The organism is Streptomyces sp. NBC_01320, assembly GCF_035974375.1.
In the GTDB taxonomy this organism is placed as follows: Bacteria; Actinomycetota; Actinomycetes; order Streptomycetales; family Streptomycetaceae; genus Streptomyces; species Streptomyces yanii.
The window spans coordinates 3,756,491-3,768,496 of record NZ_CP108390.1 but is presented as its reverse complement, the minus strand read 5'-3'; the positions used below and the strand labels follow the sequence as shown (position 1 = coordinate 3,768,496).

Sequence of the window (12,006 nt, the reverse complement as noted above, 5' to 3'; positions counted from 1 at the left end):
GGTTTCGAAGCGGTCACGGTCAGGACTCGGAAGAGGTTTGAGAGAGTGGAGGCATGCAGCGTTCAACACACCGCGTGGACACAGGTACGGGTCATGTCGTCGTCATCGGCGGCGGCATCGCCGGACTCGCAGCCGCCCACCGGCTCATCGGCGCAGGACTGAGGGTCACGCTCCTGGAGGCGACCGACCGGCTGGGCGGCAAGCTCATGACCGGTGAGATCGCCGGCACCCGGGTCGATCTGGGTGCGGAGTCGATGCTGGCCAGACGACCCGAGGCGGTCGACCTGGCGCGCGCCGTCGGGCTCGGCGACCGGCTTCAGCCGCCCGCCACCGCCACCGCGTCGGTCTGGACGCGGGGCGATCTGCGGCCGATGCCCAAGGGGCATGTGATGGGTGTCCCGGGCGACCCCGCAGTACTCAGTGGGGTGATCTCCCCGGAGGGTCTCGCCCGCATCGCGCAGGAACGGGACCTCACGCCGACCGCGGTCGGCGACGATGTCGCGGTCGGCGCGTATGTCGCCGACCGGCTGGGCCGCGAGGTCGTCGACCGGCTCGTGGAGCCCCTGCTCGGCGGCGTCTACGCGGGCGACGCCTACCGGATCTCGATGCGCGCCGCCGTGCCGCAGCTCTTCGAGGTGGTCCAGGAGGGCGGCTCGCTGCTCGACGGCGTGCAGCGCATCCAGCGGCAGGCCGCAGCCCGGCAGCAGACCGGCCCGGTCTTCCAGGGCATCGACGGCGGCATCGGCACCCTGCCGGAAGCGGTTGCCGACGCCGTGCGCGCCGGAGGCGGCGAGATCCTCACCGCCACGCCCGTCCTGGGCCTGACCCGTACCGCCGACGGCTGGGACGTCCGCACCGACACCCGGGTGATCGCCGCCGACGGCATCGTCCTCGCAGCCCCCGCCTGGTCCGCGTCGACGCTGCTGGCCGCCGAGTCCCCGACCGCATCCGCCGAGCTCGCGGGCGTCGAGTACGCGTCGATGGCGCTGGTCACCCTGGCGTTCCGGCGCTCCGACGTGGCGGCCATGGGCGCCCTCGACGGGCGCTCCGGCTTCCTGGTACCGCCCGTCGACGGCCGTACGATCAAGGCCTCCACCTTCTCCACCCACAAGTGGCAGTGGGTCGCCGACGCCGCCCCCGACCTGTTCATCCTGCGCACCTCGGTCGGCCGGTACGGCGAGGAGGACCATCTCCACCGCGAGGACACCGAACTCGTCGACGTCTCGCTCCGTGACCTCGCCGACGCCACCGGACTCGCCGCGAAGCCGGTGGACACCGAGGTCACCCGGTGGATCGGCGGCCTGCCCCAGTATCCCGTCGGCCATCTGACCCGGGTCGCCCGGATCCGCGACGAGGTCGCCAAGCTGCCGGGCCTGCGAGTCTGCGGAGCGGTGTACGACGGGGTCGGCATCCCCGCCTGCATCGCCGGCGCCCACCGGGCCGCGGACGAGATCGTCGCGGACATCGCGGGCGGGACCGCGGGAGAGATCATTGCCACTGGGACCCTGGTTCAGGGCACACGGAGCGAGGCGGGACAATAGCCGTATGAGTGCGTCTGAGAAGATTCCGAACGCCGGTAAGAAGGCCAAGGACCTCAACGAGGTCATCCGCTACACGCTGTGGTCCGTCTTCAAGCTGCGCGATGTGCTGCCCGCCGACCGTGCCGGTTACGCCGACGAGGTCCAGGAGCTGTTCGACCAGCTCGCGGCCAAGGACATCACCGTCCGTGGCACCTACGACCTGTCCGGCCTGCGTGCCGACGCCGATGTCATGATCTGGTGGCACGCGGAGACGGCGGACGAGCTGCAGGAGGCGTACAACCTCTTCCGGCGCACCAGGCTGGGCCTGGCGCTGGAGCCGGTCTGGTCGAACATGGCGCTGCACCGCCCCGCCGAGTTCAACAAGTCGCACATCCCGGCGTTCCTCGCCGACGAGACGCCGCGCAACTACATCAGCGTGTACCCCTTCGTGCGCAGCTACGACTGGTACCTGCTGCCCGACGAGGACCGCCGCCGCATGCTCGCGGACCACGGCAAGATGGCCCGCGGCTACCCGGACGTCCGCGCCAACACCGTGGCCTCGTTCTCGCTCGGCGACTACGAGTGGATCCTCGCCTTCGAGGCCGACGAGCTGCACCGCATCGTCGACCTCATGCGTCATCTGCGGGCCTCCGAGGCGCGGATGCACGTCCGCGAGGAGGTCCCCTTCTACACGGGCCGCAGGAGGTCCGTCGCAGACCTGGTGGCCGGGCTCGCGTAGCGAGCGGGCTCCGACCACCCCAACCCGGAAGATCAGACGGCGGGCGCCGGCGCACGGCTGTGCGCTGCCTGCCGCTCCAGCGACACCGGGTTCGGCTTCGGGTTCGCCGAGGGCTTCGGCCTGCGGCGTTCCCGAGACCTGCGGGGAAGCGCACCGCCCTTCCCCGCAGGTCCCCGGCCTGCCTCCGTGTGGGCCGTTCGCATGTTCCCGCGGGGGCACGACGGTCCGTGCCGCCCCGCCGCACGAGCGTTCACCGGCCAGGAACGGCTTCGCCCCGTACCTCGTAGCCGACGGCCGGTGCGCCCGTTCATCGTCGCCGACCGGGCGCACCGTCGCTGTGCCCGCTCGTACGCGTCGGCCGGATCCTTGCTGCCGAAGACGAGATGAGCCATGGATCACCTGTGCGCCGAACCGCGGCGTGTCCGGTTCGGTCCGGTCACCGTTTCTGTCCCCCCGGCCGCCCCGGTCCGGACGAAGCCGAGCTGCCGTGTGACCGGCGCCGCCGCAGGTCCTCGCGGGAAGACTTCGGGACCGCCCCCTGTACACGGCATCGCCCATTCGGAGATCCTCGGTGACTGTGACCGAGAAGAAGAGCGATACAGCGTGGCCCGGGGGCATCAGCGCGATCACCCTGTTCGTCGAGGACCTGGACACGACGAAGCGTTTCTACCGGGAGGTCTTCGGGCTGCCGGTGACCTACGAGGACGACGACTCGGCCGTATTCGGCTTCGCGAACACCCTCATCAACCTGCTGAGGGCCCCTGCCGCGCACGAGCTGATCGAGCCCGCGCGCGTCGCGGCTGCCGACACCGGATCCCGACTCCAGCTCACCCTCACCGTGGACGACGTGGACGCGATGTGCAAGGAGTTGGCCACGCGTGGTGTGACGCTGCTCAACGGACCGATGGACCGGCCCTGGGGCATACGGACCGCCAGCTTCCGCGACCCCGGCGGCCACATCTGGGAAATCGCCGAGTGACCGGGGGAGGCACCGGCGGACATCGAGCGCGAGGTGCTGTTCGCGGCCCCGGCCGGCCACCTCACCGGCCGGGGTGTTCGCGTCAGAGGTGAGGGTCCCGGTGTGCTGTGCGGCCGTCGCCCGTGAGCGCGGCCCGCAGAGCCGGATCGTCGACGGCGCCGACCCCTCGTACGGCGACCGCCGCCAGCACGTCACGGTCCGCGCCGCCCGCCGGGGCGGCGTACGAGTCCAGCAGCCGCTGTCCCGTGGGAGAGGCCCAGGAGTCCCACGGATGGATCTCCAACCGGGCGATGACCAGGCAGCCGAGCGTCATGACGAGCGGCAGTCCGAACCAGACCCACTCGGTCGTCAACGGACCGCCGTGGCCTTGCTCCTGACCGGGCAGCAGCAGCGCCGCACCGGCCATCGCGACCTCCAGCAGCGCCGCGCCGCGCACCATGCGTACCGCCGATGCGAGGTCCGTCCGTTCGCCGCCGGGCAGGGCCAGACCCGCGGCGACGAGCCGGTCGGCGAGGGCGCGCACGGCATCGGCTGCGGCGGTGGCCGCACGTATCGGAGGGATCAGCGACTGCCCCGCCGGCCCGATGGCACGGATCACCGTCCGTTCGACCTCGTCCCGGCCCTCCGGGTCGACGACCGTCGCCCACCCGGTGTGGGCGAGGAACAGGCGCCTGCGCAGATGCATGGTGACGAGCGCGAGATCGGCGACCCGGTGCGGGCCACCGGCCAGGAACGCCGTCTCGTACAAGGTCAGTTCGACATCACCGGGGTCCCGGGCCCGGTCGACGGCTGCGGCGGCGAGGCAGAGCCGGAGGCAGGAGAGAGCCGCCGCACCCGATGCGACCAGCAGCAACAGAACCCAGAGCATGTCCGAGTTCTATGCGAGGCGGGCGGGGGAGCGCCATGGCCTGTTCAGTATTCGGAATTCGGACCCGCGTGCGAGGTGCCGGCGTCAGGAGCTGCTGCTGCAGCTCGACCCCCCGCAGCTGGATCCACTGCTGCTTGAACAACTGCTGCTGGAACAGCCGGAGCCGCCCGACCCGCCGCAACTGGATCCGGAACTGCCACCGCACCCGCTGCCCCCGCCCGGCGTACCGCTGGAGCTCCCGCAGCCGGAGCCGGAACCGCCCGAACCGGCGCACCACACCGTCGCGACGAAGTGGTCGTTGCTGCCGGAGGAGGAGTGAGAGGGCGACATCGGCCGCATCCTGCCGGCCGTCCGCATCCGTGCGGCCGCCGCCAACTGCGCCCGCAGTACGGGATCGGGCAGTGCGCGCAGCCCCAGATTCGCCACGAGGTGGGCGGGTTCGGCGGTGTAGGCATGGGCGGCGCGGTACTGCTCGGCGGCGTGCCGTCCCGCCCTGGTGATCCGGGCGCGGGCGACGCCCGCGCAGATCAGCCCGATCGGAATGCCGACGAACAGGGCGGGCAACACCTTGACGATGAAGGGAAGGGAGAAGTCGAGCTCGTCGGACTCCGCCATGAACTGTGACACCGTCACCGCCAAGGAGGCCGGGATGGCCAGCAGGCAGCCCAGCCCCTGGAACAGGCCCCAGCGGCGCCACTTCACGGTGGCCTCCGGTGCGGCCAGCAGTCCGCGGGCCGCGAGTCCGTCACCGATCTCCTGCACCGCCGGGTGCCGCATCACCGCATCCCGCAGGGTGTGCAGCGCACCGCTGGGGGCGGCGGCGTGTTCCTGGAGAACGGCTCGCTCCACCGGGTCGTGGGCGGTCGGCCGTTGGACGGAGACGATGCCGGGACCGCCGACCGCCAGACGTCCGTCCGTCTGCATGGCGGCGAGTGCGGTGTCCACGACCCTGCCGGGCCCACCGTTCAGGAATGCCACTTCGTAGAGGTCGTGGGCGGGGCCACCGGGGCCGCGCCGGGCCTTCGAGATCCCCACGATCAGGAGGGTCGAGGAGACCGCGACGGCCAGCGTCACCAGCAGGGCGACGATGTTCATTCCGGTCACCTCCCGACGAGCGCGGCGCGGGCGGCCCGTACCAGCCGGGTCGTGCGGCGGGGCGGCCTGGAGGCCGCGCGGTCCTGCCACCAGGTGGTCAGCCGGCGCCGGGCGGCGTCGTCGGTGGGGCGCCCGGCGATCAGCAACTGCTCGGCGAAGTCCAATGCGTCGCGCCGGTATCCGGCGGCCATGGGGCGGGTCCTGGCGTACGCGAGAAAGGCGCGCCGGAAGCCGTCCCCGAGGATTTCGGGCAGCTCGGGCGCTACCTTGGCGACGACATCGGCCCGCTTGGCGGCCAGCGCGCGGCTCTGGACACCGAGGCGGCGGGGGTCGAAGCCCTCGGGGGCGGGGGTACCGGCGACGAGGGCGGAGAGCAGCGCGGTCTGGGCGACGGCGGCGCGGTCGCGGGCGGCATCGGTCGCGGGCCCGGGGGAAGAAGCGGTGAGGTGCCCGGCGGTCCCGATCCGGGCGACACCGTCTCCGGACGTTCCGGCTCCCTGCCCCTGTCCGGGCCCCTTCTTCCCCGCCGCGTCCAGCGTGGCGCGGATGGCCGTCAGTTCGCCCGCCAGCTCCTGCGTGGGCGGGAAGTCGGCGTCGCGCTCCAGCAGTACGCCCGGCGGGTCGACCCGCGAGCGGAGTTCGGCGAGCACGTCGAGGACGGGCCGGGTCACCGGGTGGGCGTGCGTGTCGTGCCAGACGCCGTCCTTCTCGATGCCGCCCGCCACATGCACGTACGCGATCGCCTCCACCGGCAGCTCGTCGAGCGCTCTCGCGGGATCCTCGCCGCGGTTGACGTGGTTGGTGTGCAGGTTGGCCACGTCGATCAGTAGCCGGACCCCGGTGCGTGCGACCAGCTCGGCCAGGAACTGGCCCTCGGTCAGCTCCTCGCCCGGCCAGGCGATCAGCGCCGCGATGTTCTCCAGCGCCAGGGGCACCGGCAGCGAGTCCTGCGCGATCCGGACGTTCTCGCACAGGACGTCCAGCGCGTCCCAGGTCCGCGGCACGGGCAGCAGGTGGCCCGCTTCGAGCCCCGGCGACGCGGTACGTGTTCCCCCGGCCCGTACGAAGGCGATGTGCTCCGTGACCAGGGGTGTGCCCAGCAGCGTGGCCCGCGCGGCAAGGTCCGCGAGCCGGCCGGGGTCGGGGCGGTCGGCCCCGCCGAGCCCCAGCGAGACGCCGTGCGGGACGACGGTCACGCCGCGGGCGCGGAGCCGTACCAGGGAGTCGGGCAGATGGTCGGTGCAGAGGTTCTCCGCGACCGCTTCCACCCAGCCGATCCCCGGCAGTGCCTCCACCGCATCCGCGATCTCCGGCCGCCAGCCGATGCCGATTCCCAGTTCCATGGTGTCCCCCTCCTCCACTACCTGCAGGGGTGATGGCCCCGACGGGCAGCGCGCAATCCGAAGAGGGGGACGTTCAGAGCAGGATTTGAGGTTCCGGCCAGGGGGACCGTTGCGTGGACCGGTGCGGTCCCGCTCAGGGCATCGGCATCGTGGACGGACGCGAGGTGAAGGACTGGTCCCCGGTCGGCTCCGCGGGCACCGGCAGCGGCAGCACCCCGCCCCCGGACGGCGGGGGCGGCCCGGTCGGGCTGGCCGTCGCCGCGCCCGCCGCTTCGCGGGCGATCGCGTCGAAGTCGACGAAGCCGGTGCCCTCCAGCATGGTGATGTGGTCGAGCACGGTCTGGTTGGCGTCGGTCGCCAGCTGACGGATCAGCGAATTGCGGGTGGTGTTCCGGACCTGGGCGATCAGCGCGAAGACCCTGCCGTGCGCGGCCCGCAGCAGATTGGCGAACTTCCGCTCGTAGTCCTCGCCGCTCGCCGCTGTCAGCTCGCGCAGCCATCCCTGCTGCTGCTCGTTCGGCTGGTTCGGCAGTTCCACCCCGAGCTTGGCGGCCACGTCCCGGGCCCGGCGGTCCAGATCCGTGTGCCCGACCACCAGATGATCCCCGGCGGCCTTGACCGCCTCGCTCGGCGCGCGCTGGATGGCCTGCTGCCCGGCGGGCAGTTCCCACAGGCCGGCCAGGCGCACCTTCACGAGGAAGTCCCGGTCGGTCGCGGAGAGCGGTCCCCACTGCGTTGCGACGGACGACGCGTTGAGGTTGGCCTGACCGGTGCCGGAACGGTCGGCGTAGGACCAGACGGGGTAGGCGAGCGCGCCGAGCGTGGCGACAAGTGCCGCGATGATGAGGGCAGTTCCGTTGATGCGTCGCAACAAGGTTTCTCCCGGACCGAGGCGTGACGGCGTCGAATCAACCGTCCGGTTCCAACGACCGGCGACTGACTGGTCGTTCAAGATACTGGTCAGTAGTGCCGGTGACGGCAGTATCGGGAGATACGTATCGGCGCACCGAAGTGTTCAGCGGCGCAGTGCCGGATGGTCGGCGACCACCGTGCAGGATCCCGGGGCGATCTCCGTGAACCCGGCGTCACGCACCACCGGCAGTCCGCTCACGGTGAGTTCCGCCCAGCGGGTGGTGTCCGGGGTGGCGACGGAGAGCGGGAAGCCCGCCTCCCGCCACACCTTGCGCTCCGTATCCGACAGCTCCCACCAGGCGAGCTGCGCACCGTGCCCGGCCTGTGCCATCTCCTTGCCCGCGGACATGTCGAGCTCCGGGTTCAGCCAGAGCACCGGGCCGGACGAGTCGGGTGCGGCGGGCGGCTCGGGGTCGTCCAGGTCCGTCCCCGACACCTGGAGCTTCGCCAACTCCTTCGGCCAGCCGTCCAGCGGAACCGGCGGGAACACCCGCACCTCGGCGCTCTCACCCGTGACCGTGATGCCGGGCAGCGCGGACGCCTTGCGCCACTCCGCGCCGCGCGCCCGCCGCACCACCTTGCGGATCCGGGCGTCCTGCCAGTCGCGCATCACCTGCGCCCACTCGCCCTCGCCGACCGACCGCTCGTCGGAGAGCATGACGAGGACGGCGCGGGCGGCGGTGTGCAGCGCGTCGGTGCGGGCCGGGGGGTCGGTCTTCTCGATGTGCACCACCAGCGGAAGCACGTACTGCGGTGCCTCGTCGCGGCTGGTCGGCTCGGAGTGGAACGGGGAATCCGAGGGAGCCGGGGCGCCGGACGGGGACTGGGGTGCGAAGGTGTCGTTGCTGCTCACTCGTCCCAGTCTGCCAGTCGCCCGGCCCCGGCTCCTTGGCGGAATGAAACGGTCCGGGTGAGGATGCACCGCATGAAGAGCGATCTCTTTTCCAGCGAGAACATGGTCCAGCCAGCAACCGCCCCTGGAATGACCCTGCAGAACGCCAAGTCCATCAAGTACGCCGTCAACGGCGAGATGCACGCCCGCCAGGGATCGATGATCGCCTTCCGGGGCAATCTCCAGTTCGAGCGCAAGGGCCAGGGCCTCGGCGGCATGCTGAAGCGCGCCGTCACCGGCGAGGGGCTGCCGCTGATGGCGGTCCGGGGGCAGGGCGAGGCGTGGTTCGCGCACGAGGCCGCCAACTGCTTCATCGTGGACATGGAGCAGGGCGACGTCCTCACCGTCAACGGCCGCAACGTCCTCTGTTTCGACCCCACCCTCGCGTACGAGATCAAGACCGTGAAGGGCGCCGGGATAGCCGGCGGCGGGCTCTTCAACAGTGTTTTCAGCGGTTACGGCAAGCTCGGCCTGATCTGCGAGGGTCACCCGATCGTGATCCCCGTCACGGCGCAGCAGCCGGTGTACGTCGACACCGACGCGGTCGTCGGCTGGAGCGCCCAGCTCAGCACCTCGCTGCACCGCTCGCAGAGCATCGGCTCGATGATCCGCGGCGGCTCCGGCGAGGCGGTCCAACTGATGCTGCAGGGCGAGGGGTTCGTGATCGTCCGGCCCAGCGAGCTCAAGCCCGAGAAGGCGTCGGCCAACTGAACCTGACAGGAGTGGGCCGACGGTACGGCCTCGGCGGACCATGGGTGCTGCGCGGGGTCGACCTCGACCTGCCCGCACACACCCTGGTCCGGATCGAGGGCGCCAACGGCACGGGAAAGTCGACGCTGTTGAGGCTGATCTCCGGGATCGACGCCCCGACGGAGGGCCGCATCACCGGCCGACGGCCGCGCACGGCGTATGTCCCCGAGCGCTTCCCGGCGGCGCTGCCCTTCACCGCCGCCGGTTACCTCGTCCACCTCGGGCGGATCCACGGTCTGCGGACCCCGGAGGCGACCGGGCGGGCGCAGGAGTGGCTGGCGCGCTTCGGGGCCGCCGGCCACGCCCGTACCCCCCTGTCCGAACTCTCCAAGGGCACCAGCCAGAAGGTCGCCGTCGCCCAGGCGCTGCTCGCCGAACCGGAGCTCCTGGTCCTGGACGAGGCCTGGACCGGCCTGGACACGGCGGCCCGCGGCGAACTGGACCGCGCGGTCGCGGAACGGGTCACGGCCGGGGCCACCGTCGTCTTCGTCGACCACGATCCGCGCCGGCTGGCCGGGGCGGTCGACGTCACCCACCGGATCGAGGGGCACCGGCTCGTCCCTGTGACGGCGGCGGAGACCGGGGACGGGACGGCCGGGCCGCGGGTACGCATCGAGGTCCAAGGCGCGTTCGGGGCCGCCCTTCCCCCGGGGCTGCCCGGCGCACCGGTGCAGGAGCCCCGGACCGACGGAACCGTCCGGCTCACGGTCGCGGCCGTGCACTCCGACGCACTCCTGCGCGCTCTGCTCACAGCCCGCCCGTCCTGGCACATCACACACCTGTCGGCGGCAGCGGCACCCGAACCGGCGCCCCGGACCGAACCGTCAGAGGCCCGGCAGACACGATGACCGCCCTGATCCGCTACCAGGCCGCCCTGTTGCTCCGCTCCCAGCGCTGGCTCGCCCCCGTTCTCCTGTACGCCGTCTTCCTCGCCGTCGGAGTCCAGTCGGGGCAGCCCGTGCTCGACTCGCTCGGTTACGCCGCCGCCGCGCTCCTGCCCGTCACCGCCTGGCTCGTCCAGCTCTGTGCCACCCAGGAACCACCCGCCGCCCGGACCGTCGCCGCCGCGGTGGCGGGGCAGCCGCGGGTCCATCTGGCATCGCTGCTCACCGCAGTGGGCTCTGCCGGACTACTGGGCACGGCGGCCACCGCGATCGTGCTGCTGATCAGCGATCCGGCCAACGCCGACCACACCGTCCGCGTCCCGCTGCTGCCCGCCGCACTCGCCGGGCTGCTCGCCGCCGCCTGCTGCGCGCTGCTGGGAGCGGCGGTCGGCGCCCTGTGCACCCGCCCGGTGGTGCACCGTCGCGGCTGGTCGGTCGCGACCACCGCGCTCGCCGCCCTGCTGTCCCTGGTGACCACCGGATCGCCCGCGAAGTACGCGGTCACGGGACTGGTCACCGGTTCGCTGACCGGAGCGGTACACATCCCCGTCCTGCCCCTGATCTGCGCCGCCGCGGCGGCCTGCGCGGTGGCGGCGGTCGTCTGCAGGCTCACTTCGCTGCGCGGATGAGTAGGCTCCCAGGCATGGACGAGCGCCTGGACGAGCCGTACTGCGAGACGCCCGACACGAGGCCCGTGCCGGCGGATTCCGGTCCCCCGTACGCCGAATGCGTGCTGTGCCGGAAGCCGACCGAGTACCCGGAGTCGGTCAAGGGCATCACGCTCTGCCCGGTCTGCGAATGGCAGGAGGCACAGCGCACGGCCTGCTCCGGCTAGCTGCTGTCGTCAGGGGGTGTGCGGCGTCCGGCCGGCGTCCGGTCGGCTCCCCATCAGCTCGGAGACCTTCACGAAGCGGTACCCGCGCCTGCGCAGTTCCGGTACCACCTGGCCCACGGCCTCGGCCGTGACGGGGGCGGCGCTGCGCGTGCAGTGCATGACGACCAGGGACCCCGGCTTCACTCCGGCCAGCACCTGCTCGGCCACCGCGTTCGCGTTCGTCGCGAACGCGTCGCCGCTGACCACGTCCCACTGCACCGCCGTCACTTTCTCGGACGCCAGCGTGCGCAGCGCCGCATCGTCGTAGCAGCCGCCGGGGAAGCGGAAGTACGGCACCACATGGAGCGCGCCCGTTTTCCGGATCGCCCTGAAGGCCCGCTCCACGTCGGCGCGCATATCGGCCTTGCCCAGGACCGGAAGTCCGTAGCAGGGCGAGGTGAAGGCGTAGTGGCTGTAGGAGTGGTTGGCGATCTCGAAGAGGGGGTCGGTGCCGATGGACCGGGCCTGCGTCGGGTACTCGTCCGCCCACCGCCCCGTCATGAACACGGTTGCGGGCACCTTCAGGCGGCGCAGCAGCGCGATCAGCTCCGGGTTGTCGAAGTGCTCGCCCGCGGCTGCGCGCGGACCCTCGTCGGCTGTCATGTCGGCGTCGAAGGTGAGCGCCACGACCTTGTCCGTGGTGTTCCGCGCGCGTTTGAAGACCGGTGTCAGCCCGGCCCGGTCCGGTGCCATCGTGGGTGGCTGGTTCTCCGCGGGCGTGGGCTTCACGGACGGTGACGGCGGCGGGGTGGCGGACTGTGCCTGCCGGGGGGCGTGGGTGACGTGTGAACCCGCGCTCTTTGACAAGGTGTCAGCACCGCAGCCGATCAGAACAGTGCTCAGAGTGACACTCAAAGTGGCCACTGCGGTCAATTTTCGTACAGAGTTGGTCACTTATGGAAAGTAGTCGATCGTCCCGGGATGAGCCCGGTGCGGCGCTCCTCCGGATCGAATCCGTCCCCGGAATTGCCCGGCCCGTCGAGTCGCGCGCGGCCGTCGAGCAGGAAATCCGCGCGAGGCCGAGCAGCCGCCGCGCGGCCGCGCCTGCGCGCCGCGGACGGGGCCTTCACCGACCGGCAGCGGCCGACGCCCGCTCCGGTACGGGGGCGGCGGACCGCACCGCCCCCGTACCGCTCAGCGCCTCAGAGCC

General features: G+C 71.9%; 13 protein-coding genes. 7 read left to right on the top strand and 6 right to left on the bottom strand.

The genetic code is table 11. The annotated features are described in order from the left end of the window. Nucleotides 1–53 precede the first annotated feature (53 nt). From hemG to OG395_RS17245, 3 genes are all read left to right on the top strand, one after another. The gene (hemG, locus tag OG395_RS17255; protein ID WP_327243754.1) at nucleotides 54–1,541 is read left to right on the top strand and encodes a protoporphyrinogen oxidase; all 1,488 of its coding nucleotides are present in this window, start codon (nucleotides 54–56) and stop codon (nucleotides 1,539–1,541) included. Between the two features lie 4 nt (nucleotides 1,542–1,545). Next, entirely contained in the window at nucleotides 1,546–2,259 is a 714-nt protein-coding gene (gene hemQ / locus OG395_RS17250; protein ID WP_327243753.1) for a hydrogen peroxide-dependent heme synthase, read from the top strand. Between the two features lie 571 nt (nucleotides 2,260–2,830). Then, complete coding sequence (locus OG395_RS17245) at nucleotides 2,831–3,238, top strand: VOC family protein (RefSeq protein WP_327243752.1); 408 nt, start codon at nucleotides 2,831–2,833, stop codon at nucleotides 3,236–3,238. Between the two features lie 82 nt (nucleotides 3,239–3,320). On the opposite strand, the gene OG395_RS17240 is transcribed toward OG395_RS17245, so the two are convergent. From OG395_RS17240 to OG395_RS17220, 5 genes are all read right to left on the bottom strand, one after another. Beyond that, nucleotides 3,321–4,106, bottom strand: coding sequence for a TIGR04222 domain-containing membrane protein (locus OG395_RS17240; RefSeq protein ID WP_327243751.1), 786 nt, complete (start codon nucleotides 4,104–4,106; stop codon nucleotides 3,321–3,323). 84 nt (nucleotides 4,107–4,190) lie between these two features. Then, nucleotides 4,191–5,201, bottom strand: coding sequence for a TIGR04222 domain-containing membrane protein (locus OG395_RS17235; RefSeq protein ID WP_327243750.1), 1,011 nt, complete (start codon nucleotides 5,199–5,201; stop codon nucleotides 4,191–4,193). Between the two features lie 5 nt (nucleotides 5,202–5,206). After that, nucleotides 5,207–6,544 (bottom strand): multinuclear nonheme iron-dependent oxidase, encoded by a 1,338-nt coding sequence (locus tag OG395_RS17230; RefSeq protein WP_327243749.1) that lies wholly within the window; start codon nucleotides 6,542–6,544, stop codon nucleotides 5,207–5,209. A 133-nt stretch (nucleotides 6,545–6,677) separates the two neighbouring features. Then, a complete protein-coding gene (locus tag OG395_RS17225; RefSeq protein ID WP_327249367.1) occupies nucleotides 6,678–7,415 on the bottom strand; it encodes a DUF4142 domain-containing protein in 738 nt (245 codons plus the stop codon). 144 nt (nucleotides 7,416–7,559) lie between these two features. Then, the gene (locus OG395_RS17220; RefSeq protein ID WP_327243748.1) at nucleotides 7,560–8,309 is read right to left on the bottom strand and encodes a peptidyl-tRNA hydrolase; all 750 of its coding nucleotides are present in this window, start codon (nucleotides 8,307–8,309) and stop codon (nucleotides 7,560–7,562) included. 72 nt (nucleotides 8,310–8,381) lie between these two features. Here OG395_RS17220 and OG395_RS17215 point away from each other — a divergent pair, with 72 nt between their 5' ends. From OG395_RS17215 to OG395_RS17200, 4 genes are read left to right on the top strand one after another with little or no spacing between them, the layout of a single operon-like run. After that, nucleotides 8,382–9,059 (top strand): AIM24 family protein, encoded by a 678-nt coding sequence (locus OG395_RS17215; protein ID WP_326792857.1) that lies wholly within the window; start codon nucleotides 8,382–8,384, stop codon nucleotides 9,057–9,059. Nucleotides 9,060–9,103: 44 nt separating this feature from the next. Continuing rightward, entirely contained in the window at nucleotides 9,104–9,946 is an 843-nt protein-coding gene (locus OG395_RS17210) for an ATP-binding cassette domain-containing protein (RefSeq protein ID WP_442818759.1), read from the top strand. Further along, a complete protein-coding gene (locus tag OG395_RS17205) occupies nucleotides 9,943–10,611 on the top strand; it encodes an ABC transporter (RefSeq protein WP_327243747.1) in 669 nt (222 codons plus the stop codon). Before OG395_RS17210 ends, OG395_RS17205 begins: the two co-directional genes overlap by 4 nt. Nucleotides 10,612–10,625: 14 nt before the next feature. Next, nucleotides 10,626–10,817, top strand: a complete 192-nt coding sequence (locus tag OG395_RS17200; protein ID WP_266980225.1) for a hypothetical protein — start codon at nucleotides 10,626–10,628, stop codon at nucleotides 10,815–10,817. A gap of 9 nt (nucleotides 10,818–10,826) precedes the next feature. On the opposite strand, the gene OG395_RS17195 is transcribed toward OG395_RS17200, so the two are convergent. Continuing rightward, entirely contained in the window at nucleotides 10,827–11,729 is a 903-nt protein-coding gene (locus OG395_RS17195; RefSeq protein WP_442818758.1) for a polysaccharide deacetylase family protein, read from the bottom strand. Nucleotides 11,730–12,006 lie beyond the last annotated feature (277 nt).